The 24,081-nt window shown below is 64.7% G+C and carries 27 protein-coding genes and 1 pseudogene; 15 read left to right on the top strand and 13 right to left on the bottom strand.

The features are described from left to right. From B4394_RS15105 to B4394_RS15050, 12 genes are all read left to right on the top strand, one after another. Complete coding sequence (locus tag B4394_RS15105; RefSeq protein WP_078315551.1) at positions 1-1,683, top strand: Gp37-like protein; 1,683 nt, start codon at positions 1-3, stop codon at positions 1,681-1,683. Continuing rightward, positions 1,683-2,126, top strand: a complete 444-nt coding sequence (locus B4394_RS15100; protein WP_078315550.1) for a phage gene 29 protein family protein — start codon at positions 1,683-1,685, stop codon at positions 2,124-2,126. The genes B4394_RS15105 and B4394_RS15100 overlap by 1 nt, the downstream gene beginning before the upstream one ends. Further along, on the top strand, positions 2,119-3,222 hold the full coding sequence (locus B4394_RS15095; RefSeq protein ID WP_078315549.1) for a phage tail protein: 1,104 nt from the start codon (positions 2,119-2,121) through the stop codon (positions 3,220-3,222). The genes B4394_RS15100 and B4394_RS15095 overlap by 8 nt, the downstream gene beginning before the upstream one ends. Before the next feature lies 1 nt (position 3,223). Beyond that, positions 3,224-5,797: an autotransporter outer membrane beta-barrel domain-containing protein gene (locus tag B4394_RS15090; protein ID WP_139360222.1), complete on the top strand. Its 2,574-nt coding sequence runs from the start codon at positions 3,224-3,226 to the stop codon at positions 5,795-5,797. 3 nt (positions 5,798-5,800) lie between these two features. After that, positions 5,801-6,853 (top strand): glycine-rich domain-containing protein, encoded by a 1,053-nt coding sequence (locus tag B4394_RS15085; RefSeq protein WP_139360221.1) that lies wholly within the window; start codon positions 5,801-5,803, stop codon positions 6,851-6,853. Between the two features lie 15 nt (positions 6,854-6,868). Beyond that, the gene (locus tag B4394_RS15080) at positions 6,869-7,234 is read left to right on the top strand and encodes a hypothetical protein (protein WP_078315546.1); all 366 of its coding nucleotides are present in this window, start codon (positions 6,869-6,871) and stop codon (positions 7,232-7,234) included. A 136-nt stretch (positions 7,235-7,370) separates the two neighbouring features. Then, positions 7,371-8,027, top strand: coding sequence for a M15 family metallopeptidase (locus B4394_RS15075; protein WP_078315545.1), 657 nt, complete (start codon positions 7,371-7,373; stop codon positions 8,025-8,027). Continuing rightward, positions 8,024-9,199 (top strand): hypothetical protein, encoded by a 1,176-nt coding sequence (locus B4394_RS15070; RefSeq protein WP_078315544.1) that lies wholly within the window; start codon positions 8,024-8,026, stop codon positions 9,197-9,199. Before B4394_RS15075 ends, B4394_RS15070 begins: the two co-directional genes overlap by 4 nt. 26 nt (positions 9,200-9,225) lie before the next feature. Then, the gene (locus tag B4394_RS15065; protein WP_078315543.1) at positions 9,226-9,432 is read left to right on the top strand and encodes a hypothetical protein; all 207 of its coding nucleotides are present in this window, start codon (positions 9,226-9,228) and stop codon (positions 9,430-9,432) included. 9 nt (positions 9,433-9,441) lie between these two features. After that, positions 9,442-9,690, top strand: coding sequence for a hypothetical protein (locus tag B4394_RS15060; protein ID WP_139360220.1), 249 nt, complete (start codon positions 9,442-9,444; stop codon positions 9,688-9,690). Next, positions 9,687-9,875 (top strand): DUF7620 family protein, encoded by a 189-nt coding sequence (locus B4394_RS15055; RefSeq protein WP_070940405.1) that lies wholly within the window; start codon positions 9,687-9,689, stop codon positions 9,873-9,875. The genes B4394_RS15060 and B4394_RS15055 overlap by 4 nt, the downstream gene beginning before the upstream one ends. 35 nt (positions 9,876-9,910) lie before the next feature. Further along, positions 9,911-10,225, top strand: a complete 315-nt coding sequence (locus B4394_RS15050; RefSeq protein ID WP_078315541.1) for a putative phage holin — start codon at positions 9,911-9,913, stop codon at positions 10,223-10,225. Positions 10,226-10,283: 58 nt separating this feature from the next. Here B4394_RS15050 and B4394_RS15045 read toward each other — a convergent pair whose 3' ends face one another. From B4394_RS15045 to hemE, 10 genes are all read right to left on the bottom strand, one after another. Then, positions 10,284-10,772, bottom strand: a complete 489-nt coding sequence (locus tag B4394_RS15045) for an ankyrin repeat domain-containing protein (protein ID WP_078315540.1) — start codon at positions 10,770-10,772, stop codon at positions 10,284-10,286. A gap of 1 nt (position 10,773) precedes the next feature. Continuing rightward, positions 10,774-12,186 (bottom strand): GH-E family nuclease, encoded by a 1,413-nt coding sequence (locus B4394_RS15040; RefSeq protein ID WP_078315679.1) that lies wholly within the window; start codon positions 12,184-12,186, stop codon positions 10,774-10,776. Continuing rightward, complete coding sequence (locus tag B4394_RS15035; protein ID WP_286142078.1) at positions 12,183-12,485, bottom strand: WXG100 family type VII secretion target; 303 nt, start codon at positions 12,483-12,485, stop codon at positions 12,183-12,185. The genes B4394_RS15040 and B4394_RS15035 overlap by 4 nt, the downstream gene beginning before the upstream one ends. 2 nt (positions 12,486-12,487) lie before the next feature. Continuing rightward, positions 12,488-12,784, bottom strand: coding sequence for a WXG100 family type VII secretion target (locus tag B4394_RS15030; RefSeq protein ID WP_078315538.1), 297 nt, complete (start codon positions 12,782-12,784; stop codon positions 12,488-12,490). 52 nt (positions 12,785-12,836) lie between these two features. Then, on the bottom strand, positions 12,837-13,133 hold the full coding sequence (locus B4394_RS15025; protein WP_078315677.1) for a DUF732 domain-containing protein: 297 nt from the start codon (positions 13,131-13,133) through the stop codon (positions 12,837-12,839). A gap of 40 nt (positions 13,134-13,173) precedes the next feature. After that, positions 13,174-13,716: a tyrosine-type recombinase/integrase gene (locus tag B4394_RS15020; protein ID WP_286142077.1), complete on the bottom strand. Its 543-nt coding sequence runs from the start codon at positions 13,714-13,716 to the stop codon at positions 13,174-13,176. A 501-nt stretch (positions 13,717-14,217) separates the two neighbouring features. Continuing rightward, a complete protein-coding gene (locus tag B4394_RS15015) occupies positions 14,218-14,478 on the bottom strand; it encodes a hypothetical protein (protein WP_176138320.1) in 261 nt (86 codons plus the stop codon). Between the two features lie 119 nt (positions 14,479-14,597). Beyond that, the gene (hemQ, locus tag B4394_RS15010) at positions 14,598-15,293 is read right to left on the bottom strand and encodes a hydrogen peroxide-dependent heme synthase (RefSeq protein ID WP_078310919.1); all 696 of its coding nucleotides are present in this window, start codon (positions 15,291-15,293) and stop codon (positions 14,598-14,600) included. Continuing rightward, positions 15,286-16,662 carry a protoporphyrinogen oxidase gene (locus tag B4394_RS15005; RefSeq protein WP_078315536.1) on the bottom strand — a complete coding sequence of 459 codons (1,377 nt, stop codon included), beginning with the start codon at positions 16,660-16,662 and terminating at the stop codon, positions 15,286-15,288. Before B4394_RS15005 ends, hemQ begins: the two co-directional genes overlap by 8 nt. Before the next feature lie 8 nt (positions 16,663-16,670). Further along, positions 16,671-17,753, bottom strand: a complete 1,083-nt coding sequence (gene hemE / locus B4394_RS15000) for a uroporphyrinogen decarboxylase (protein ID WP_078315674.1) — start codon at positions 17,751-17,753, stop codon at positions 16,671-16,673. Positions 17,754-17,877: 124 nt separating this feature from the next. Here hemE and B4394_RS14995 point away from each other — a divergent pair, with 124 nt between their 5' ends. The 3 genes from B4394_RS14995 to B4394_RS14985 all read left to right on the top strand — a co-directional run bounded on the left by B4394_RS14995 (position 17,878) and on the right by B4394_RS14985 (position 20,367). Continuing rightward, the gene (locus B4394_RS14995) at positions 17,878-18,414 is read left to right on the top strand and encodes a DUF3000 domain-containing protein (protein ID WP_286142094.1); all 537 of its coding nucleotides are present in this window, start codon (positions 17,878-17,880) and stop codon (positions 18,412-18,414) included. Positions 18,415-18,436: 22 nt separating this feature from the next. After that, positions 18,437-19,639, top strand: coding sequence for an HRDC domain-containing protein (locus B4394_RS14990; RefSeq protein ID WP_078310920.1), 1,203 nt, complete (start codon positions 18,437-18,439; stop codon positions 19,637-19,639). Between the two features lie 68 nt (positions 19,640-19,707). Next, positions 19,708-20,367 carry a CatA-like O-acetyltransferase gene (locus B4394_RS14985; protein ID WP_078315673.1) on the top strand — a complete coding sequence of 220 codons (660 nt, stop codon included), beginning with the start codon at positions 19,708-19,710 and terminating at the stop codon, positions 20,365-20,367. On the opposite strand, the gene dxs is transcribed toward B4394_RS14985, so the two are convergent. The 3 genes and pseudogenes from dxs to B4394_RS14970 form a co-directional block, all read right to left on the bottom strand. Continuing rightward, positions 20,364-22,277: a 1-deoxy-D-xylulose-5-phosphate synthase gene (gene dxs / locus B4394_RS14980; protein ID WP_078315535.1), complete on the bottom strand. Its 1,914-nt coding sequence runs from the start codon at positions 22,275-22,277 to the stop codon at positions 20,364-20,366. The genes B4394_RS14985 and dxs overlap by 4 nt on opposite strands. 21 nt (positions 22,278-22,298) lie before the next feature. Continuing rightward, positions 22,299-23,597, bottom strand: a complete 1,299-nt coding sequence (gene nhaA, locus B4394_RS14975) for a Na+/H+ antiporter NhaA (RefSeq protein ID WP_078315534.1) — start codon at positions 23,595-23,597, stop codon at positions 22,299-22,301. A 100-nt stretch (positions 23,598-23,697) separates the two neighbouring features. Beyond that, a pseudogene (locus B4394_RS14970) lies at positions 23,698-24,081 on the bottom strand (class I SAM-dependent RNA methyltransferase); the annotation flags it as partial.

The raw sequence follows: 24,081 nt of genomic DNA, 5'->3' as shown, positions 1-24,081 counted from the left end.
ATGACCGGCGCAGTGATGGACCGGCTGGAGGGCCAGCGGTACGCGTACATCAACCGGCCCCCACTAGTTCCGCTATTTCGTGTGTGGGACAAGGACATGCGTTTACTCGCCCAGGTCGCGGACCCCGAAGAGGCGGTCTGGGAAGAACTCGACGACAAGGTTGGCGGCGCCGAGGTCACCATCGCCGGGAAACGGTTCTCGTGGCTGCGCAAGCTGATCACCCGAGACATCCCATACGACGAAAACCTCATGCTCACGGTCGACCCTGATGTCACCAACCCGCACGACTTCAAGGCGCGCTGGGGCGGGTGGATCGATGACATTGACGACATCGTGGAGGCTGGCCAACCGACACGAACAGTGCTGAAATGCACCAGCTTTCGTGATCACCCGGCGTATATCTCCGTAGCCAGTAACCCGATCACCCCTCCGGAGGTGCAGGCGCCCAAGATTTTCATGAACGGCGGCCCAACGGCCTGGACCTGTGGCAGTACGGCTTTCATCAACCTATTCCGTATATACACCCTCAACGGGTTTCACCCGATCCCGCGAAACCTGTTCGCGCCCAAGACATGGCTCGAAAACCTGCACATTCTGAACTGGCCCGTGCAGGTCATGCCGATGGTGCCGCTGCTGGACCAGACGCGGTGGTGCGTGCTCTCGTCGCGGTGGAAGTCACTGGAAGAGGCGCAGGCCCCGCTACTCAAGGACGCGGGCGTGACATGCCGGGCATACACGTGGCTGCCCACAGATCCAGCCCCGTACACCATGTTTGGGCCGGAGCTAGCCGAGATATTCCGGCCGACGCGGGCATGCATCATCTTGTCCTACGAGGACAACAGCGGTGTTGGCGGCCCGACAGGAACGCTGATCGACGGCGCCATGAACCTCATCGCAGCAACTCTCGACGACTTCCTGGCATCCACCATCATCCCGCTGGATCAGGACGGCGACGGCATCCCCGATCCGTTCATCCGCAAGCTACTCGGGGTAGCGCCCAAACCGTCGCCGTACACATATCGCGACGCCGAGCATGGAGGTATTCGCAAGTCCACCATGTCAATTCACAAGCGCCGCGCCGTCACCATATTGACCGGAGGCAAGTCCCCGGCGTGGCTGAACCAGGCCATCAGCTTCATGATCCGCTACGGGCTTGCCCAGCTCTCCCAGGTCATCAACTACGGGCTCGGCGCCTACCAGCAATACGGTGTCAATGGCCTTGACAACCTTTATCAGGGCCAGCTCGACGACGTGTTTTTGCCGTTCATGCAGTGGCGCAACCCATTTGCGTCAGCCAAGGCAGGGCCATACGCGCGCAACGAGTTCATGGCGACGGGCTCCGGGGCGGCGTACACCGTCAGCTCCGTGCAGGCGCTAGCCGACGGGGACCACAAGAACCGGGCATACGTCTCATTCAATCAGGACGTTGGCGACGTGGCCCCGTTCGTGCTGGACAAGGACTTTAGCCTCGGAAACCGAGTCAACGTCGAGCGCGCAGAGATTCTCTACACCGAGCAAGTCAAGGGAATACGGCGCACCCTAAAGCGCGGTGAGCCCTGCCGCCCAACGCTTCTCGTGGGAGATGACACCCGAGAAGAGGACGGGCTCTTGCGCGCATTCCGCACCATCGGCGACGTGGCCAACTTCGCCGCAACCATCGCATCCGCAGGAGGCATGTTCTAGTGACCGACTCCCTGGTCTTTCCCGAGTTCCCCTATGACCGCAAGTTCACGCGCGATGAGATCGATGAGATTGCCGACGAGGCGCGCAAGCTGGCCGATGCGATGCGCGACGGCCAGGCCCCGAACGGCGCAACGCTGTGGATTGACGAGGGCATGCTCCAACTCTGGTGCGTGCATGGCGTTTTGGCCGGTGTACGAGTGCATCCAGACCTGGCCTACATCGTGGCCGTCAAACAACCCGACCAGCACGCGGTATTCGAGGATTCGGTCGAGTGGGTGCTACGCGAGGACGCCGCCGATGTCGAGCCCGAACAGGACGAGGCAGAGGCCGAGCGGATCGCTACCGCACTCACGCAACGACTTCCCGACGAGGTGCGCCGTCTGGTGGCGCAGAAGATGACCGACGCATTCAACGAGGCAAACAAGGAGGACAGCCGTGGTTGACGTATTGCCCAGTGCCCCAACGTGGCTAGGTGATCATCGAGCCCTGTTGCGGTTCTACGCCTACCAGCGCAAGCCCGGAGACCCGCCACTGACTATTGGCACCTTCACGCTCGATTCCGAGGATGCCGTGGTGGTGCTCAACGCGCTCAAGGGCGAGAAGGGTGAGCCTGGTACCCCGTCGCCGATCATCCGGCCGCAGTGGGGCCACGGCTACAGCAATGTCGCGGCACTGCACGCCGGGGAGAATGCCCTGACGATTCTCGACGCGGGCCGCGCCTGGTACATCGACGGCACCTGGAACATCTGGACCGGCAGCGCGTGGCGCCAGGAGCAAGGCAGCCTCGACGGCCCGCCCGGACCGACGCCGGATCTATCGATGTCGGCCGAGATCGTGCCCCAGCCCGTCTCCGGTCCGTACGGCGAGATCGTGGTGGACCGCAGCGGCACCGATGAGGATCCGCATTTTCACCTCAAGATCCCCGGCATTCCCGGCCCGCAGGGCGACAACTCGACGATCCGGGGCAGCCTGGACTACGACAACAGCGCCGACCCGCTCGACGGTCAGGGCATCGTGTTCGACCTGGCGAGCGGAAAGTACAAGCCCGGCGACCTCTCCCCCTACGCCGCCGAGCTGTACACGATCCCACAGGGCGCGTTCCAGAACGGCAGCTTCTCTACGGGCGAGCAGATCATTGGCCAGCTCACCATCGAAGCGCGTTCGACGGCCTGGTACCCGGACGTGATGGGTCACGTGCGCTGGCGTCGCGCGCTGCTATCCACCGCGCAGGTTCAGATCGAGGTACGCATCGAGTTCGAGAACAGCACGCCGTCTGTACCGGGAAACGCACCGATCTGCGCCCTGGGGCCATTTGACCCCTCCACGCTGGACACCACGACCGTCTCGCACATCGCGCCGCACTTCTCCCACGAGGGCGATCCCATGCGCGCGGTCTCGCCTACGTCGGCAGTTGGCCGGATACCCGCGAACCAGCCGGTGAACGTCTACGTAATCGCTCGCCGCATCGGCGGTAACGGTTCGTACATCGTCGACGCCGAATGGTCCCAGCTGGCCCTGCGCGCTTACCCCGTGAGCTGACATGCCAAGAGTGGTCGATCGGCGCCCGCGCCGCGTCGCTGACAAGGACCCCCTTGCCGGGCTGCTCGGCTATGACCTCACCGAGGCCGCCGGGTATGCCGGTCAGGGCATCCGCGATTTCATGTTGCAGATCCGCGACACGTGGGCGCAGTGGCTCAAGGACGCCACCGGGATCGACCTCACGGCGGCGACCGAGTTCTTCGATTGGTTTATCGACCAGCTGATCTCACGGTCCGAGCTGGACCTGTCGAGCCCGCAGGCGCTCGTCGCTAGCTTGGGCGATCTGCTAAAGAACGGCGCCGAGCAGCTGTTTAACGGGATCATCTCTATCTCCCGGATCGGCGACGTGATCCAAGACCTGATCAACGGCGCGGGCGAGTTCCTGAACGTCGACAGCGTGGACGCAAACCCGTTCTGGTCCTGGGACTCGGTTATGCCCGGCTGGCTCTCTGGTGGCTCAATCAGGGCCGCCGCCAATGGCACCGAGCAGGTGTTGCGCAAGGACAACCCGTTCGACGTGTTCGAAGGCCAAGTGCTGAACCTGCGCGCTGGAACGCGCTGGACCGGGCTCACCGCAACGGCCGGCTCAAATCCGATCAAGGTCGGCTGGACGCCGTACGACGCCAATGGCAATCCGATGGCCGACGTGATCAAGGGCGTGTTGCAGCCATCGACCACCGACGCCGCGGATTGGCAACCGATCCCCACCGACGAGTGGATTGTCCCGGCTGGTGTCGCCAAGGTGACTCCGCTGGTCATTCTCGACACTGGCGCGACCGCAGGCACGGTGTGGATTTCCAACGTGCGGCCATGGGCCTCGAACCTACTGCCCACCCACCTCGTTGATGGACTCGAAGCAGCGCTGACCGACTTCACCAACCGCATCAAGGGCCTGTTCGACACCATCGGCGGCGCGGTCGACGCCACCATCGACGACATCGAGGCACGCCTTGCCGCCATCGGTGCCGACGGCAAGATCGACGCCGCCGAACTGTGGAACATCGCCAACATCCCCGCCATAGCCATTGGCAAGATCTCGGGCCTTGCCGCGCAGCTGGCCGACTTCGCGCTCAAGAGCGCGATACAGACCTTCATGGACACCGTGGGCGGCACCGTCGGGGCGTCCATGACGGACATTTTCAACCGGCTGTCCAAGCTCAGCTCTACCGGTCAAATCAACGGGGCTACGGGTATCGCTGGTGCGATCTCCGAGGCGCAGACCGGTGTCACTGCGGTGCGGGACGCGTTCGTGAACGGCATGGTCGGCCTATTAGGCGGCGGGGGCTCCGGGTTCAGCAATACCGACGCGCAAAATCAGACGACGCAGCTTGCGGTGCTCGCCCAACAAGCGGCAGCAGCCGCCGCAGCCATTCAGGCGCAGTACCAACGCAACCAGGTGGCCGCGCCCTCGGGACTGATGACCTATATCACCACCTTCGGTGGCTCCGATGGGTCTGCGCTGCCTGCCGAGTTCACCGGCACGGATCTGAAAATCCGTACAGCCAACGGCTATTGCGGTATCGACGCATCTAAGGCCGATGGCACCTACTACGTCACCTGCAACAAGCAGACGACGACCGACGACGTTCAGACCACGGTTGTCATCGGTGACGCGGGCGGCCTGAATTCCATTGCTACATACACCCTTTTCAGCTCCGATAGCACCGACTCAACCGGTGCGTACCTGGCGGTAAACGGCAACACCGTGCAGGTCGGCAAGTACACCCGCTCGGGTGCCACATTCACGTTCGCGGCGCCGTTCATGTCCTGGTCCGGGCCGATCGGGCAGGGCATCGCGGTGACAACGTACCGCAAAACCAACAACTGGGTGCTCGACGTGGGCGGCGATGTCAAGGCCACCGCAACGAACAGCACAGTGACAACCGGGGCGTCCAACCGCTACGGCGGCGGCATCGTGATGATGCGCAAAACCTCAAGCGGCGGATGGTTTTCGGGTAGCTACCAGTATGACTCGATGCGGCTGGCGTCGGTGTTCCTGGGCGACTTTTACGCCAAGGCCACTAACTACACGGGCGCCCGGCTCACGCGCGCCGTCGGCGCGGCCAACACTGCTGGCCCCACGCATCCATACTCGTTGGCGGGCAACGCCTCTACCACGGTGACCGGCGCCTGGGGCGCGGGAGCCTTCGGCGTCATCGGCTTCAACTCCGATGACGTGACACCAAATACGGCCAACGGCACCATCACCGTCAACACCTCCGGGCTCTACTACGTCGAACACCGTGACCCCGCCTGGACATGGACGGCGGGAACGGCCATCGAACCCTCCGCGTCGGCACTCGATGTTGTGGTCAACACCGTCAATCACATCACCCTGGAAGGTGATTACAAGCTGCTCGACGGCACGGCGAACACCGACACGGGTAGTTGGGGGGTGACCGGTCACAGCGCTGTCCCGATACCGGCGTTCGTGCGGCTCAACGCCGGGGATGTTATCCAACTGGGCTACACGGTGACCCTGAAAAACACCGGCGGTTCGTCAAGATCCGGCAATGCCGTATTCACCCTGACTGGAACCACATTGGGTCTTCTCGGCATTTACAAGATGGGCTAGCCGATGCCCTGGTCTCCCAACCCGACCGTCCCACCGAGGCGTCCGGGCGGCAAGTGGACCCCGAATCCTGTTGTGCCGCCCCAAAGCAGTGGCGGCAAGTGGAACTGGATACCGCGTCTGCGTGCCACCGACACCAGCATCGCCGAGGACTCAGCAAGCCTCCTGGCGCACCTGACGGCGACCGGCAACAGCATCGGCGAGGACCGCGCCGAACTTCTCGCGCACCTGTCCGGCCAAGACGACGGCCTCGGTTCCGGCCAGGCGGTACTACTGGCGCACCTGACCGGCACGGACACCGGTATTGCAGACGGCTCGGGCACGGCGTTCCTGAAGTACTTCCTATCAGGCGCCGACGACGCAATCGGTTACGACTCAGCGGCATTGCTCGCACACCTCACTGGCCGCGACGACGGGCTCGGTTCCAGCCTCGCTGCACTGCTTGTCCACCTCACCGGCCGCGACGATGCGATCGGTTACGACAGCGGCACTGTCGCCCGCTCACCGGTTGCGCCGGTACGTACGGACATCACCGCGACCGGCGCCTACAACTACCCCGTCCCCGAATGGTCATTGATCATCGACTACGCGCTCTGGGGCGGCGCCGCATCCGGACAGACCGGCAACGGCGCCATCAACACCGCAGGCAAGGGCGGCAAGGCCGGTCAGCTCATCACCGGCACCCTGATACGCGGCGTCGATATTCCGTGGAGCCTGGCCAATATCACGGGCACCGTCGGGACCGGTGGTGCGCAGCCCGCCAACAGCGACGGCGCCGGACCCACCGCAGGTATCAGCACAACCGCCGTGATCAACGGCAACACGGTCACCGCAGCCGGAGGCACGGGACAAGCCTCTGGGCAGAACGGTGAAACAGCCTCCAGCGCAACCATTGACGGGACCAACTACACGGGCGGCGCTGGCGGCACCGGAAACGGCGGCACGGGAACCGCACCGGGCGGCGCTGGCGCGGGCGGCAACGGCGGCATCTTCGGCTCCCGCACACGCGGCGGTCCGGGCGGTAACGGCAAAGCCTCATTCAGGGCACGTCAATCCTAAAGAAAGGCAACAACTATGGCAGCAACAGCGGCTGAAAACCGCGCCGGGTGCGACTTCGTTACCGGCCGAGGCAACAAGATCACCGCGCACGAATCGGACCCCGGAACAACCGGCGCCGGATTGATCGCCACCACCCCCGCCTCGGGAACCACCACGTGGCCATCGGCGACGGACGGCGCAGGCGGCGATACCGGCTACGGCGTCTCGCAAGGCTCCCCCGTAACGCTGCAAGGCCCGGCCGGTAAAACCGTTGGATGGTATGGGGTTTGGAACGGGTCGACGTTCCTACGCGGCCACGCCCTTGATCAGTCGATAGTCATCGGTTCCAACCCCGTGAATTTCGACATCACCCCGAAAGCCCGATTCAAGGGTGGCCAGTAATGCGCCAGCTGCTCCCGGTGCTTGCCCTGTGCCTCACCCTCAGCGCCGCCGCGTTCCGGCTCGGGTGGTGGGCATCCGACCAACTCTCGTCCTACGCACAAGAAATAGACCCACGAATCGAAAGGAAGTACACACGATGAGCTTTCGCACTGTGAACGGCAACACCCATACCGAGGACGGCTGGCGGTGCTGCAACCGCGACGAATGCGACATCGCCCGCATCCCCGAGTTGTATCTCGTCGACACCGCACCACTACGCAAGGGCGCACCGCTGATAATCCTCGGCGCGTGGCTGTTCTGGTATGACCGCAACGTGGAGGAGATCACCTCGCCAGTGTGGGGCTGGTCGGCAACCAACGACGTACTGGGTACGCCGGGGCGCAACGACGGATCTAATCACCTGTCGGCCACCGCTGTTGACGTGATGGCGCCCAAGTATCCCTGGCAGCGGTACACGATGGACGCCGCGACTCAGGCCAAGGTCCGCAAGGGCCTGGCACTATTCGAGGGGGCCGTATTCTGGGGACGCGACTGGTCCCGCCCCGACGAAATGCACTACCAGCTGGCGTGGCCCGAGGGCGACAAGCGCAACGACGCATTCGCCGCCAAGCTGCGCGCCGGGTACCTCGGCATCTACGGGCAGGCGCAGCCATCGACACCCGTGGAAAAGCGCTTTCCGCAGGATCTCTCGGACCGTGAGTTGCTCGAATACATCGCCGCTCAGCTCGGCCCCGGAGACCCCACGTGGGCGTCCAAGGGAATGACGTTGCGCGACAAGGTGTGGTCCAAGTGATCCGCATCGGTGATCGAAATGCCGCCGTGCGCCAATGGCGCGGCGTGATGAATGACCGATTCGGAGGGCTCTACACCCGGCTACTCGGCGCTCTGCCAAGAGACACCGACGAGTTCGGTCCGCGCGCCGCCTCATGGGCAAGTGAGTACCAGCGCCGCACCGGCCAGGTACCCACGGGCGAGGTTTCCGACGATGATCTACGCGCGTTGGGTATTGCGCCCCCGGCCCCGCCCGCCAACCGGCACCTCGGCCTGATGTTCCGGGGTACCGGGGGCATCATCGGCCTGGATTACGTGAGCCGGGTCATGCAGGCCGTGGCCAACCTGGTCGAGGAGGTGCACCCCGAGTTCGCCGCGACCATGGGTGGTCTGCCGGTCGGCGCCGCTGGCGGCCCCGGTGACATCTCCATGGCCAAGGCCGTCGAGATCGCGGTGGCCGATGCGCAACGCATCTTCCTGGAACGGTTCCGGATCAACCCCAACATCAAGGTCGTCATCGGTGGGTACTCGGCCGGTGCCGTGGCAGCGGCCAAGTTCCGCGCCTGGCTCGCCGAGCACTACCCCAACAACTACCTGTGCTCATTCAGCATCGGTGACCCCACCCGCCCCTACGGTGGCAGCTATTACGGCGGCCCCATTTTGGCCGGCCAAGGCATTTCGTCGTGGCGGTTCGGCGATGTCAAGGACCACCGGCACTGCTGGCTCACCGACCCTGGCGACATGTACGGCAATATCCCGCTCGGGGTCGTCGGCGACATCATGGACGACTGTTTCGACATGGTGACCGCGTTTCAGCTCTCCGACCCGCTCGGGGCCGCTGGCGCGATCCTGCCGAAGATCCCCGAAGTGGCGAGCAAGGCCTTGGGTATCGAGCTCCCGGCCGTGTTCGGCGCGCTCACTGGCGGCCCCACCGGCATTGCGGCGCTGGGTGTTCCGCTCGTCATGGGAGGGCTACAGGGCTTACTCGGCTGGGGGGATGTCAACAAGCTGACCGGTCCGGCCGCCGCAGCACAGGCGGCGGTGATCGCACTGCGATTCGTCACCGCCAATCCCCCCACGGCGCCGCACATTCAGTACGAATTCCGCGAAGTGTGGCCCGGCCAAACCTATCTCGGCCTGGCCATCCAGCACGTCCGCGATTGGGCGACCCGCGCCCCTATCGCAGCAGCGTAACCAACACCCCTGGAAAGGATCTCGCAATGCCCGGTGACAACACAAGGTTGGCGATTCACGCCGCCAGCCTTCTCATATTCATTATCTCCGTGGTCGCACTAGTCGCCCTTGGCCAGCTCGGAGGGACCGAGGGCCTTACCTGGATCGTGACCGGCACCGGTCTCATCACGGCCGGTCTATCCACGACCAAGCTCATTCAGGACCGGCGCACACCGCCGACGAATGGCGAATAGGTGGGCGACATGTCCGTGCTGCTCAATAGTCCGGACGACTACCTGTGGGCGATCCTGCTCGGCGGGGTGCTGATTCTTGTGTTCACCGGCCGCCTGGTCCCCAAGACGACCGTGGACAAGATGATGGCGACCAAGGACCAGCAGATTGCACTACTGACCAAGGCTCACGAGAACGACAAGGCCGCCATCACACGGCTGGCCGAGTCGAGCCGGTTGGGCGTGGCGGTCGCCGAGGCTATTGGTCAGGGGCCGTCGTGAAGTGGCTACGACGCTGGGGACGCGAGGAAGATCCCGGCATCGAGAAGGCGCGCGCCATCCATCACGAATCTCGGACCGACCTCGCCCACGCCGAGGCGCTGGCGGCCCGCGCCGACGAACTACTCGACCGAAACCATTTCGCCGAGGCCATCGAGCGCACCATGAGAAAGAGGTATGCGACGTGAGAGCGTGTCTCGCGCACATCAGTTGTGTTGGACTAGTGGCATTCCTGCCCGTTCTATGCGGGGTCGCGGCCAACCGGGTCGCCGACGTGCTGCTCATCGTGGCAGCCCTGGCATCTTGGGCGTTTACGCTGCTCTATCTACTCCGGTCGCCCTGGTGGGTTCGGCCGGTTGGACGCAATCTCGTATCCCTCGGAATGTCGCTGTCACTTGTGCTGTCCCAGAACGCATTATCGACCTGGTGGGGTGACGACTACCCATTGCGATCCGAGGTGCGCGCCCTGCTCTATGCCGCACTGACCGTCACGCTTGTACGCCTGGGCGTCACGATTGTGCGGTACCAACGACGCTGACCGCATCCGAAAACCAAAGCGCCCCTGCCAATAACGGCAGGGGCGCTTTTTCGGTGCCTCAAAGAAGGTCAGAAAATGGGGCTCGTTTGTCCTCTTGGTCAATCATGCGCAGATAGTCAATAGCGCTGCGTCCGTTGTTGGCTGGCCTGAATGGGTCGGCGCCTCGGTCCCGAAGTAGTTGCAATGTCTTCGGGTCCATCCAAGTCGCGCTGACTGCACATCTCAGCGGCGTTTCCCCCTTGTTATTCACCGCGTCGATCTCCGCTCCCGCATCGAGAAGCTGACGCACCACCTCGGCGCTGTCATGTGTCGCGGCGAAATGCAAAGGGGTCCAACCCTCGTCATCCTTGGCGTTGACGTCGGCGCCGCTGTCGATCAGATGACGCACGTTGGCGAGTTTGAATTCCACACTCTGCTCATGCAATTCAGCCTTTCGCGCTGGGTCTTCCTCTTGCCAGGCAGAGCCCATCTGCTCGCGCGGCCCGTCGATGGCGGCATAGTGCAGGGGGGTACGGCCCGCGCGGTCTCGCTGGTGTACGTCAGTCATCTTACTTTCCTCGCGGTAGTTCCCAGTAGTGGCCGGAATTGCCTGGGCCATCTTCGATTTGATACAAGCGCGGGTTGTTCATTTCATCGAGCCATTTCTGGCGGGTCCACCCTTCACGGGCCGCGATTTCCTGCCATCGCCACAGTTCCTCGCCGCGAACATGGCCGTAGTGCCAGATCGGGTTAACCGGGTATCTGATGCCGTTGGAATCGATAAAGTACTTGCCGTCAGGTGTTTTCGGCAGCGCGAGAATATCGGCGTCATAGCTTTTGCTCACGGGCACCAGCACCGTGTCGTCGGTAGCGCTGACGTAGTACTTCCCACCACCAGCCGTGTCCGCTGCGGCTTGCACGTCGCGTTTGGTTCCCACCCGCAGCTCTGGGCGGCTGTACAGCTCCTTGGCGGTGAGCCCCGGAACCACGCCCGCGCCCTCGGCCAAGAACAGCGACGCGCGCGCTTCCATGAGCGGACCGAGCGACTGGACCGATCGCATGAGGTTTGCAGCGGCAGCCACGTTCGGAAGCGCGCAAGCAGACGCGCCAATCCGAAACTCGTTGAGTATCGCCGCGATGCGCGCGCCTGTAGCGACCAGCCGCTCGGTGTCCACCAGCTTGGAGACGACCTCGCTACCACCGGCCGTCAGTGGGATCAGGATCGCGGCGGCGCCTTCGGTGACCGCGACTGTCGCGGCCAGTAGCACCATTTCGTTGGTGACGCGGTTGTGGACTTCCTCAATCCGGGTCGCGAGATCCGCGCACGTCTTCCCGATTGCGGCCCACTCGGTTTGCAGCACCTTAACTGAGTCATGGGCCAAGGTCATCGACGAGACGGCGGCCGGTATCTCTGGCGAGCGCTGGTGGCTGACATCGGTGATGGGGTTGGCGCCGTCGAGCGGAAAGAACGCCCGCCGAATCTCGCCTTCGATGTTCTCGGAGTTGGTGATCCATCGACCCGCCGCCTGGCGCAGCTTCTCCGGATCGCCGTTGGGCCACATGGCGCCTTGCACGTATCCCTCAATCGATGCCCACCAACTCGGGGGCGGCGTGCCGCCGAGAGCCGATGGCAGCGACGGCGTGGCGACTGCTGGCGTCACGGGCGGCGCGGCGGCGGGGACGGTCTGACCGTTCGGCGCCGAGGCGCTGTCGGCGGCCTCATGGTTCGCCGCTGTCGCAAAGAGAAGATCGGCGCAGGTGTTGAGCGCGTTGACGGTGTACGAACCGCCCTCCATGGCGTCCTTGGCAGCCGGGTCGTACTTCTCGCAAAAGTCCTTGGCGGCGTTGTCGTTGCCCGCCATTCCCGATAGACCGCCCAGGGTGTTCGCAAGCCCGCTGACGCCCATATTGATCTCGGTAGCGAGCTGGCGATACTTCGCGGCGGCACGTTTGATCGCGGCCGGATCGACATCCTGAGTCACGGCCACATCCGCTGGTTGTGCTCGCCGACGCCGCGATAGTTCCGCAGAGCCTTGTCGGCGGCCTCCTCGAGTTTTTCCTCGGCCTTGCGCATCTCACCAACCCCGTCCATCCACTGTTGGTGAAACGCCAGGTTCGCTGCCGCGTCCGCGCCGGACCAGTCGACGTGCAGATCGTTGATACGCCGGTCGACCTCGGCCGCGCGGCGCTCGGCCGCGCGGTCGAACGCCGCCAACTGGTCGATGAACGCCTGCAATGCGTCAAGGTCTACGCGGTACGGGATCGCGTCGTCGTTGTGCACCGCTACGCCCCCGCGATGTTCGACGCCGAGGTGGCCTCGGATTCAGTGAACGCGTACCCGTGCTGCGCCAGCGTCACCGAGGCCGAATCAAGCGCCGCGATGGTTTTCCGGGCACCCTCGCGCCATTCGTCGAATTCGGGGCCGTACGCCCGCGACGCAACCCCGTCCCACGTGCCCGACAGGTCTTCCCACCGATGCACCAGCTGATCAAGCTCACGCTGCAAATCGCGTGCCGATTCCGCGGCAAGGCCAGAGGCGGCGTGGAGCTGCGCAGGATCAACATTCAATGGTGCCGACATCGAGCCCCCTGCCCCTGTAGTTAACGACTACGGGGCACAGTACCAACACTCGCTACGACGGGCATAGATGCGATTTGGCCGCCGCCGCCATCGCCAGCAGGTTCGCCCGAGTCGCGTTCGGGTAGTTCGAGTGACTGGCCACCTGCTCGGGGGTCTCACCGTTGCGCAGGTCGTTACACATGCCATTGCCGGCCGAAATCAGAAATGGCCGGGACTGCCACATGACCTGGAACCCCTGGCCAGAGAGTGCATCGAGGTACGAATCCTCGTCGGCCCGCGCCGGGCTGCTAAGCATCACACTGGCGACCGCAACTGCCGCCACGGTCGCGGCCACCTTCGCACTCTTCATGCGCCGGAGATTACAGGCCAGCGGCGCTACCGGGTGGAGATCACGCAGGTAGATCATCCAGTCGACGGAATGAATCGACCATCCGGGCAATCCTCTGCGGGTTGACGGCGGTGTAGATAGCGGTTGTCTGCGGGTTCGTGTGCCCGAGGAACTCCTGAACCACCCGCAAATCCTCGTGCTCGATACCCGAGGATCCAGCCCAGTGACGCAGCGAGTGGAACGTCGAGCGCGTACCCGACTTGTGGAGCCAATCATTCGACAACTGCGAGATCTGCTGGGGTGTGACCGGCCCGGTCCCCCGCTCACGCCGGAAGCACAGCCCCTCGGGAGCAAGGGCCGGTTCGATGATCTGCCAGGCCCATTCGGGAAGTGCCGTAACCCGCTGGTACTCGCCCTTGGTGCGCGTGAGCCGGATGAACACGCCGCCCTCGGGTCGCTTCTCGAAGCAATCGCGCTCGAGGTAGGCCACCTCCTTCGCGCGCATCCCGGCGTAGGCGGCAAGGATCAACCAGGCGCGCATGCGCGGCGTCGGCGCGGTGCGTATAGCCCGCTCCATCGCGTCGAACACGATTGGCCTCGGCAAATTGCGCTTCTTGCGCGGAGTCACCAACAGCGCAGCCGGATTGTCCGTACGTATACCCCGCTGATGTAGGTACACGTAATATGGTCGAACAACGGCAGTCTTGTATCTGAGCTGCGCTAGTGGCAAACTGTCCTGCCAAGACTCAAGTTCTTCTTGTGTGGCGTCAATAGGATCACGTCGAAGAAAATCCGCAACATACTGCATATGCATGCGACGAACACGCACAGTTCGCTCAGCACGGCCAGCACGTATCATCCAACGGCAATGTTCGTCGAGGTAGGACACGTTGTACCCGTAGTACCCCCCGGACATCTGACTCAACCCGGTACCCCCACCCCAACCCTTTTCTGTATCCCCGCTGTGAGAAGACACTAGATACAAAGGTGAGCTAACGGAATGGTTGCGCATTGCCATTTGGACACTTTCCAGCTAATTATCGATAACGGTCAGCGATTTGCTACGACAATTCAACTGACAGGCGATGAGAATGTCGGGCTCTTTTTACCGCTCAGCGAGGAATGCGACGAGCCGGTCGGCCTTGCCGATGCCGTCGAAGTGTCGAGGCTCGCGCGCTGCCGTCAGGCCGTCGGCCCACAGGATGATGCCGTTTGCGTACGCGACGTGGACGAACGACGCGGTGCCGGGTCGGCGGTAGCTGTAGAGCCCCACATCGTCAACGCCGCCACCATTTGAGATCCAGCCATGCTCGTGAGCTGCGCGTTCGATGCGCTGCTGACCGGTCAGATTCAACCCCGCAGTCATGCAACGGGTTTCAGGGGCGCTCATGCAGCGTCGGCGAGTCGGACAGGGAATTCGACTACGCGCGCGACCCGCTTATTGAAGCAACTCGATCTCACTGACGCTGCAGCCGTCCTGATCTCCTAGGGGAGGCGGGCGACGAGCTCCTCGACCGAGACGCGCGGGCCGGTGAAGAAGGGTGTCTCCTCTCGGACGTGCAACCGCGCCTCGGTGGCACGCAAATCGCGCATCAGGTCGACGATGCGATACAGCTCGGGCGCCTCGAACGCCAGCAACCACTCGTAGTCGCCGAGGGCGAAAGCGGGCACCGTGTTGGCCCGCACATCCTTGTACGCACGCGCGGCGATGCCGTGATCGGCAAGCATCTTGCGCCGCTCCTCATCGGGCAGCAGGTACCAATCGTAGGACCGCACAAAGGGATACACACAGATGTAAGCGCCGGGCTCCTCCCCCGCAAGGAATGCCGGGATGTGGCTCTTGTTGAACTCGGCCGGCCGGTGCAGGGCCGCATTGCTCCACACCGGGGTGCTTGCCCGGCCCAGCGCGGTGGTGCGACGGAAGTCGCTGTACAGCGCCTGCAGCTTCTCGATGGATTCGGCATGCGACCAGATCATGAAGTCGGCATCAGCGCGCAGCCCGGCCACGTCGTAGATGCCGCGCACTACGACACCGTCGTCTTCATGGCGCTTGATCAGGGTGGCCACCTCGTCGGCGGCGGCATCGCGGTCCTCGCCCAGACCCTGGTCGCGCACCTGGAACACCGAGAACATCAGGTAGCGAATGGTGGAGTTGAGGGTGTCGAAATCGAGGCTAGCCATGTCCCCATCGTGCCACGGTGGCTCGCACCGCTTGAGAGGCGGAGGCCACACAAGCCGGCACCCCGATCCCGTCCAGGTACGAGCCTGCCACCGCGATTCCGGGCGGCAACCCGGCACGGATCGCCTCGACCACGTCGGCGTGGCCCGGACCGTACTGCGGCATGGCGTCGATCCACCGGGCCAGCGCCGAATTAATCGGCGTGACAGGCGCACCCAGCACGGTTTCCAGGTCGACAACGGCCCAGTGCCGCAGTTGATCGTCGCTGGTGGCCCGCGCCACGGTGTCACCGAAGCGCCCATAGGACAACCGCACCACCTGGGTGCTCCGCCCGCGTAATCCCCACTTGCTGGTCGAGAACGTTATGGCCTTGGTGTGCAAGGCTTCTCCCGACGCCACCAGCACGCCGGAATTTGCGGGAATCGGGGCATCGCCGGGTAGTGTCAGCGCGACGACCACCGAGGAAGCAACCGGAATGGTCCGCGCCGCCGCCGCCGATTCGGGTGCCACGGCATCCAGAATCCCCGCCGCGCGGGGCGCCGGCACCGCGACGATGACCGCGTCGAAATGGTCAGCCGTGCTGTCGGCTTGATCCCCGCCGGTAACCGCCCAGCCGTCGCCATCACGCGCGACACCGGTGATCGCGAGCTGCCGGTGCTCGGCACGGGCGCGGCGCCAGAGTTCCTCCAGCAGCACCGCGTAACCACCGTCGATGGCGCCGAAGATGCCGGCATCCGAGATGGGCGGCAACGCCTGCCGGGCCGCGGCGAGCAGGCTGCCCGCCCCCTCGTCGAGCGCCCGGGCGATTCCGGGCGCCGCCGTACGCAGACCCGTCGTCGCGGCCGAACCCGCGTACACGCCGCCAAGCAGCGGGTCGACCAGCCGCGCGACCACCTGCGGACCGAACCGCAGCGAGACCAGGTCCGCGACGGTGGGTTCGGCTCCTATGGTCCAATGCATATCGCGCCGCGGCTCGCTCTCAATGCGTGCCACGGTGTCTTCGTCGACAAGTCCGACCACCGACGACGCCGAGGCCGGGATGCCGTTCACGGTCCGCGTGGGCAGCGGATGCAGACTGCCTCCGGCATAGATGAGTGGCCGCGCGCCCGTGGTGTCGAGCCTGCGGTCCGCCAGCCCCAGTTCGTCCAACAGGTCCAGCACCTCGGGGCGGCGGGTGATGAAGGCCTCGGCCCCGAGGTCGATCCGGTGCTCACCGAGGGTGATCGTGCGGAGGATCCCACCCAGCTGCGCGGCGGGGTCGTACACGGTGATGTGCACGTCGTCGCCGAGCGCGCATCGCAACCGGTACGCCGCCGTCAGCCCCGAAATACCGCCCCCCACAATGGCAATGGAGGGAGCGGCCGACGGCATCGCTGAGGTCACAACGAATGCACCAGCGCCACCGCATCGGTGAGTACCGCCGGGTCGGTATCCGGCAGCACCCCGTGCCCCAGATTGAAGATATGCCCGGCAGCACCGTGGGCGACGGCCTGGCGCCCCTCGCCCACGATTCGGCGCACCTCACGCTCCACCACCGGCCACCCGGCCAACAGCACGGCCGGATCGAGGTTGCCCTGCAAGGCTTTTCCGGAGCCAACCCGGCGCGCAGCGACATCCAGTGGAGTGCGCCAGTCCACACCGACCACCGTGGCGCCGGCCTCCCCCATTGCACCCAACAGCTCGGCGGTGCCCACCCCGAAGTGCGTCATGGGCACGCCCGCGTCGGCGAACTCATCGAAAACCCTTGTGCTGTGCGGCAATACCGCAGCCCGGTAGTCTGCCAGCGACAGCGCGCCCGCCCACGAGTCGAAGAGCTGCAGCGCGTCCACACCGGCATCGAGCTGCGCGCGCAGGAACGCGATGGTGATATCGGTCAGCGCGGTCATCAGCGCGTGCCAGGTCTGGGGGTCGCCCTGTAGCAGCGCCTTCGTGCGCTGATGGTGGCGGCTCGGGCCACCCTCGACAAGGTAAGAAGCCAGCGTGAAGGGGGCACCGGCAAAGCCGATCAGCGGAGTGGCGCCCAGCTCGGCAACCAGCAGTCGCACGGCATCGCTGACAGCCTCGACCTGTCCGGGCTCCAGGCGCGGCAGTGCCGCCACATCGGCGGTGGTGCGTACCGGGTTGGCGATCACCGGTCCTACATCGGGAACGATGTCCAGATCGATCCCGGCGGCCTTGAGAGGCACCACGATGTCCGAGAACAAGATGGCGGCGTCAACCTGGTGCCGGCGGATCGGCTGCAGCGTGATCTCGCAAACCAGTTCAGGTTTAAAACAAGCGTCCAGCATGGCGTGGTCGGCGCGTACCGCGCGGTACTCGGGCAGCGAACGCCCGGCCTGCCGCATGAACCACACCGGAGGGCGGCTGGGAACCCTGCCCGCGGCAGCCGCGAGATAGGGAGAAAGCGGCAGCTCACGACGGGTTTTTGCCTCCGTCGCGCGATCTTCGTTCAATCCGGTCATCACTGCCCATGCTGCCACGGCAACCTCGTACGGCGCGCCTTCGGGAGCATGTCGGCCCGGCGCGCTAGCGTTCATTGCTGTGACGTCTGCCGAACCAGCCCCGTTCCGCGCGGCGGTCGACGCGATGAACTCCGTGACCGCGCGTCCGGAGATTGAGCTGGGCACTATTCGTCCCCCGCAGCGGCTGGCTCCGTTCAGCTACGCACTCGGCGCGGAGATCAAGCACCTCGATACCGATCACGTGCCCGAACAATCCGAGGGTGACGCCTTCGGCAGGCTAATCCTGTTGCACGACCCTGATGGTGATGAGGCGTGGAACGGCACCATGCGGCTGGTCGCCTATATCCAGGCCGATCTCGATGCCTCCGAGGCCGTCGATCCGTTGCTGCCGGAAGTTGCGTGGAGCTGGCTCGTGGACGCGTTGAACACGCGCACCGCGGACGTGACGGCGTTGGGCGGAACTGTGACCGCAACCACCTCCGTCCGCTACGGCGATATCGCCGGTCCGGGACGTGCTCACCAGTTGGAGCTGCGGGCGTCCTGGACCGCCACCGGTACCGACATCGGGACCCACGTCGAGGCGTTCTGCGAGGTACTGGAGCATGCGGCTGGCCTGCCACCGGTGGGTGTGACCGATCTGGGGTCGCGCCACCGCGCCTAGGGCCTACGCTGCTGATTCAGATATGGACAACGACTCCGAGCTTCCCGAACCGACTCCGCTGCTTCGCCCCGCCGAAGGGGTGCCGCCACTCACCGCCTCGACGGATGAGATCCGCATGGCCGCAGAACGTTTGGCGTCCGGAACCGGCGCCTTCGCCGTCGACGCCGAGCGTGCCTCCGGATTCCGGTACTCCAACCGGGCCTACCTGATCCAGATCCGCCGACGCGGCGCGGGAACGGTGCTGCTGGACCCGACTAATGTTCCGGACGCCCTGGGACCGATCGTCGAGGTGCTGGGCGCCGACGAATGGATCTTGCACGCCGCCGACCAGGATCTGCCGTGCCTGGCCGAAGTGGAGATGAGACCGCCGTCGCTCTACGACACCGAACTGGCCGGGCGCCTCGCCGGTTTCGAGAAGGTAAACCTGGCGGCGATGGTGCATCGACTGCTTGGCCTGGGCCTTGCCAAGGGACATGGCGCCGCCGACTGGTCCAAACGTCCCCTGCCGGACGACTGGCTCAACTACGCGGCGCTGGACGTCGAGGTGCTCATCGAACTGCGCGAGAAGATCGCCAAAGTTCTCGACGAGCAAGGCAAGACCGAATGGGCCCGGCAGGAGTTCGAATACCTTGCGCACGTGCCTGCCTCGGCCACCCGACGGGACAACTGGCGCCGCACCTCTGGAATCCACAAGGTGCGCAAGCCCGGACAGTTGGCGGCCGTCCGCGAATTATGGCTCAGCCGTGATGAACTGGCGCGCGCACGAGACGTAGCCCCCGGCCGGACGCTACCCGATTCAGCGATCGTCGAAGCGGCGATGGCCGACCCGAAGACACGCAACGAACTGATCGCCCTCCCGGTCTTCGGCGGTCCCCGGCAGAAACAGCAGGCCGATCGTTGGCTCACGGCGCTGGCGAAAGCCCGCGACGCAGCCACCCCTCCGCCGGTCAATGAACCCACCATCGGGCCACCGCCAGTGTCGCGATGGTCCCGACGCAAACCCGAGGCCTACGCGCGCCTGGAGGCCGCACGCACGGTCCTGTCGGCGCTCTCCGAGCAGATCTCGGTACCCGTGGAGAACATTGTCACCCCGGAGATCGTGCGGCGGCTGTGCTGGGACTGGGACGGAAACGGGGACGTCGAGGAGCTACTCGCCAGCCACGGCGCGCGCCCATGGCAACGGGAACTGACGGTGCCGATCCTCACCGAGGCGCTGACCGACTAGCCGGGGCGAACTCGCCGGCCGGCGAAATTGAGTTGCACGGCCGCGCAGGACGCGCTCTGCTGATCTCCATGGCGACCCTTGAACCCATCGATGTGCAACAGTGGCCACGCAGTGAATGGTTCGCGCACTATCTCGACCGCTGCCCCACCTACTACTCGATGACGGTCGATCTGGACGTCACCGACCTCCTCCGGGCAATTCGCGCATCCAGTCGCAAGACATATCCGACACAGATTTGGGCATTGGCGACCGTCGTGAATCGTTATCCGGAATTCCGCATGGCCCTTGACGATCAAGGAAATCCGGGAATCTGGGACACCGTGGACCCGGCGTTCACCGTGTTCAATACCGACCGTGAGACCTTCGCGGGTATCAGCGCCAATTACAGCACCGACTTCGACGAGTTCCACACCGAAGTCGTCGACCTGCTGGCCGAATATCGGCACTCCTCAACACTTTTCCCACAAGGATTGCCCCGGCCCCGGAATGTGTTCGATATCTCCAGCATCCCGTGGACGAGCTTTTCCGGCTTCACGCTGACCATCGCCCCCGGCTGGGAACATCTGTCCCCCATCTTCACCATCGGCAAGTTCCATGAGCAGGACGGCCAAACCATCATGCCGCTGGCGATGCAGATTCACCATGCGGCGGCCGACGGGTACCACAGCGCGCGCCTCGTAGAAGAGCTACGCGAGATCCTCGCCACTCCGGACTGGGTACGGGGTTAGTCCACCTGTTCGGAAACCGGACTGTCGGCGGCTTCGCGGCTCATCGCGGCCACCCAACCGGTGATCTTGCGGGCGATGTGCTGATCGGTCAAACCGAGCTGCTCAAGAACCTGCCCCCGCGACGCGTGGTCCAGGAACTGTTGTGGCACACCGATATCCCGGCTAGGAATGTCTACATCGGCATCCTGCATCGCCGCGGTCACCGCACTGCCGGCACCGCCGTGTACGCCGCTGTCCTCCAGAGTTACCACCAGGCGATGCTGGCGAGCCAGCTCGATCACATGGTCGGGTACGGGTAGCACCCAGCGCGGGTCGACGACGGTCACGCCAATCCCCTGCTTGCCGAGCCTCTCGGCTGTCGCCAACGCCGTCGACGCGAACGAGCCGACCGCCACCAACAACACGTCGGCATGCAATCCACTGAGCGGCCGCGCCAATATGTCGACGCCGTCGCGCCGCTCGACCGCCGGGATATCCTCGCCGACTTCACCTTTCGGGAAGCGCAGCGCGGTCGGTCCGTCATCGATCGCCAGGGCCTCGGTCAGCTCCTCACGCAGCCGCGAGGCATCACGCGGCGCGGCCACCCGCATTCCGGGCACCACGTTCAGGATCGACAGGTCCCACATGCCGTTGTGGCTGGCGCCGTCGCTTCCGGTGATCCCCGCCCGGTCCAGCACGAACGTCACCGGAAGCCGGTGCAGCGCAACATCCATCATCACCTGATCGAAGGCACGGTTCAGGAAGGTGGAGTAAATCGCCACCACCGGGTGCAGGCCGCCCATCGCGAGCCCGGCCGCGGAGGTGACGGCATGCTGCTCGGCGATACCGACGTCGAAAAGCCGATCGGGGAAACGCTCACCGAACTTGCTGAGCCCGGTCGGACCCGGCATGGCCGCGGTGATCGCCACGATATTGCGGTGCTCACTGGCCACATCGATCAAGGAATCGGAGAACACTGACGTCCAGCCCGGAGCCGAAACATTGATGGAGCGGCCGGTTTTCGGGTCGATGATGCCGGTGGAATGCATCTGCTCGGCCTCGTCGTCCTCGGCAGGCGCGTACCCCATGCCCTTGCGGGTAATGACGTGCACGATGACCGGGCCGCCATAGCCGCGGGCGCGGCGCAACGCATCCTCGACCGCATGCTCGTCGTGACCATCAACGGGCCCAACGTATTTGATCCCCAGATCGGTGAACATCACCTGCGGAGATACCGCGTCCTTGACCCCCACCTTGAGGCTGTGCATCAACGCGTACGCCAGCGGTCCCACCACCGGCATGCCGCGCAGCAGCTTCCTGCTCTCGTCAAGCACCTTCTCGTAGGTGGGGGTGAGCCGCAGCCCGGCCAGATGGGAGGCGAGCCCACCGATGGTCGGCGCGTAGCTTCGCCCGTTGTCGTTGACGACGATGATGATGCGCCGATCGGCGGCGGCGATGTTGTTCAGAGCCTCCCAGCACATGCCGCCGGTGAGCGCGCCATCGCCGACCACCGCGACGACGTGGCGGCGGCGTTGCCCGGTCAGCTCGAATGCCTTCGCGAGTCCATCCGCGTAAGAAAGCGCCGTCGACGCGTGACTGGATTCCACCCAATCGTGTTCGCTCTCGGCCCGGCACGGGTACCCGGACAGGCCGTCCTTCTGACGCAACGTGTCGAAGTCTCCGGAACGTCCGGTCAGGATCTTGTGCACATACGCCTGATGCCCGGTGTCGAAGATGATCGGGTCATACGGGGACTCGAACACGCGATGGAGGGCCAGCGTCAACTCGACGACACCCAGGTTGGGCCCCAGGTGGCCGCCGGTCGCGGCGACCTTATGGATCAGGAACTCGCGAATCTCGTCGGCGAGCAAGTCCAGCTCTCGCTTCGAGAGACCCTGCAGGTCACCCGGCCCTCTGATGTCGTCAAGCATCAGGTCAGTCTACGCAGCGATTCAGATTCGGTCGCTTGGAGCGGAGCCAAAAACATCAGGCACTCCATCGTGGTCGGCATCGAGGGTCTCCTTGGCCTCGATGCGCCGATATGTCCGGTTGCGCAGCCTCAACACGACCGAAGCCACGGCCGCCGATGTCAGCGATCCGGCGAGCACACCGACCTTGACGTGCTCGGCGGCCGACCCGGCACCGAACGCCAATTCGCCGATGAGCAGCGACACCGTGAAGCCGATCCCGGCGAGCAGCGCCACGCCGACGATATCCAGCCAGCTCAGATCGTCATCGAGACTGGCCCGCGTGAACCGCGCCAACAGATACGTCGTCAGGAAAATCCCTATCGGCTTGCCCACCAGCAGGCCCAGGACCACACCCAATGCCACCGGATCCAGCAGCGCCTGCCAGAGCCCGGAGAACCCGCCGAGGGTGACACCCGCCGCGAAGAACGCGAATACAGGCACCGCGACACCCGCAGACAACGGTCGCAGCCGGTGTTCGAATCGCTCGGCCATACCGTGCACATCGGTACGTCCGTCCCTCCTCAATACCGGGACGGTGAATCCGAGCAGCACGCCCGCCACGGTGGCGTGCACACCCGAGGCGTGCACCAGCGCCCACGCGGACAGTGCCAGCGGCAGCAGCAGCCACCATTCCCGGCGGCGACGCTGCACCGCCAGCGCGAACAGCGCGAGGGGAACGAGCGCGAGGCCCAACGGCCCCCAATGCAGCTCATCGGTATAGAAGACCGCGATCACGATGACAGCGAGCAGATCGTCCACCACCGCCAGCGTCAGCAGAAAGGTGCGCAGCGCGGATGGCAGATGCGTTGAAATCACGGCGAGCACGGCGAGCGCGAAGGCGATATCGGTGGCGGTGGGGATCGCCCAGCCACGCATCGCTTCGCCGCCACCGGAGGCGTTCACCGCCAGATAGATGGCGGCCGGAACCAGCATGCCGCCGATCGCAGCGACAATCGGCAACGCGGCGCGACCCGGGTCCCGCAGATCCCCCGCCACGAATTCGCGCTTGAGTTCCACACCGACAACGAAGAAGAAGATCGCGAGCAGCCCATCGGTCGCCCAGCCCGCGAGAGTCAGGTTCAGGTGCAGCCGCTCCGGACCGACGGTGATGGCACCCAGCCGGTAGTACCACGAGCTCCAGGGAGAGTTCGCCCAGAGCAACGCGGTCAGCGCCGCCAACACCAGCAGCACGCCGCCGACGGTTTCTTTGCGCAAAATCCCAGCGACGCGCGACGACTCCGCCCACGTTCCGCGGGTAAAGACGCGTTGACTCAGGCGCATGGGTCGGTGTCCGTTCTGCTGGCAGGGCAAAGTACCGCCGACCAGACTTCCCGGCACACCCGAGGAGTTACTTTATAAGATCTTTACGCCGGGCGCCGTCTCATCGGGTGAGCAGCGCGAAGCTCTCGATGTGATGGGTCAGCGGGAACGCGTCAAACAGCCGCAGCTCACGCACCCGATACCCGCGCTCCAGGTACAAGCCCACATCGCGCGCGAATGCCGCTGCTTCACAACCGATATGGATAACTCTCGGCACGCCGGCATCGGCGATTCGCCCGATGACCTCGCGTCCGGCACCCGCTCGGGGCGGGTCCAGCACCGCGACATCGGCCTTCCCCAGATCGCGCATGGCGTTCCGCACCGAACCGCAGATCATGGTGACCTGACGCAGATCTCCCAATGCACTCTTGGCACTACGGAACGCCGGACGTGAGGTGTCGACACTGACAACACGTCCCGTGCGTCCCACCGCCTCCCCCAGCAC

Origin of the sequence: Mycobacterium sp. D16Q16 (assembly GCF_002013745.1) — a bacterium.
Classification (GTDB): Bacteria; Actinomycetota; Actinomycetes; order Mycobacteriales; family Mycobacteriaceae; genus Mycobacterium.
This window is presented reverse-complemented; position numbering and strand designations above follow the sequence as displayed.

Coding starts and splice junctions, on each gene's coding strand:
- B4394_RS15015 (WP_176138320.1), bottom strand. CDS start 14,478: ATGACTGCGGGGTTGAATCTGACCGGTCAGCAGCGCATCGAACGCGCA.
- B4394_RS15045 (WP_078315540.1), bottom strand. CDS start 10,772: ATGACTGACGTACACCAGCGAGACCGCGCGGGCCGTACCCCCCTGCAC.
- nhaA (WP_078315534.1), bottom strand. CDS start 23,597: ATGCGCCTGAGTCAACGCGTCTTTACCCGCGGAACGTGGGCGGAGTCG.
- B4394_RS15065 (WP_078315543.1), top strand. CDS start 9,226: ATGCCCGGTGACAACACAAGGTTGGCGATTCACGCCGCCAGCCTTCTC.
- hemQ (WP_078310919.1), bottom strand. CDS start 15,293: ATGGCTAGCCTCGATTTCGACACCCTCAACTCCACCATTCGCTACCTG.
- B4394_RS14995 (WP_286142094.1), top strand. CDS start 17,878: ATGAACTCCGTGACCGCGCGTCCGGAGATTGAGCTGGGCACTATTCGT.
- hemE (WP_078315674.1), bottom strand. CDS start 17,753: ATGACCGGATTGAACGAAGATCGCGCGACGGAGGCAAAAACCCGTCGT.
- B4394_RS15105 (WP_078315551.1), top strand. CDS start 1: ATGACCGGCGCAGTGATGGACCGGCTGGAGGGCCAGCGGTACGCGTAC.
- B4394_RS15060 (WP_139360220.1), top strand. CDS start 9,442: ATGTCCGTGCTGCTCAATAGTCCGGACGACTACCTGTGGGCGATCCTG.
- B4394_RS14985 (WP_078315673.1), top strand. CDS start 19,708: ATGGCGACCCTTGAACCCATCGATGTGCAACAGTGGCCACGCAGTGAA.
- B4394_RS15075 (WP_078315545.1), top strand. CDS start 7,371: ATGAGCTTTCGCACTGTGAACGGCAACACCCATACCGAGGACGGCTGG.
- B4394_RS15085 (WP_139360221.1), top strand. CDS start 5,801: ATGCCCTGGTCTCCCAACCCGACCGTCCCACCGAGGCGTCCGGGCGGC.
- B4394_RS15090 (WP_139360222.1), top strand. CDS start 3,224: ATGCCAAGAGTGGTCGATCGGCGCCCGCGCCGCGTCGCTGACAAGGAC.
- B4394_RS15030 (WP_078315538.1), bottom strand. CDS start 12,784: ATGTCGGCACCATTGAATGTTGATCCTGCGCAGCTCCACGCCGCCTCT.
- dxs (WP_078315535.1), bottom strand. CDS start 22,277: ATGCTTGACGACATCAGAGGGCCGGGTGACCTGCAGGGTCTCTCGAAG.
- B4394_RS14990 (WP_078310920.1), top strand. CDS start 18,437: ATGGACAACGACTCCGAGCTTCCCGAACCGACTCCGCTGCTTCGCCCC.
- B4394_RS15025 (WP_078315677.1), bottom strand. CDS start 13,133: ATGAAGAGTGCGAAGGTGGCCGCGACCGTGGCGGCAGTTGCGGTCGCC.
- B4394_RS15005 (WP_078315536.1), bottom strand. CDS start 16,662: ATGCCGTCGGCCGCTCCCTCCATTGCCATTGTGGGGGGCGGTATTTCG.
- B4394_RS15080 (WP_078315546.1), top strand. CDS start 6,869: ATGGCAGCAACAGCGGCTGAAAACCGCGCCGGGTGCGACTTCGTTACC.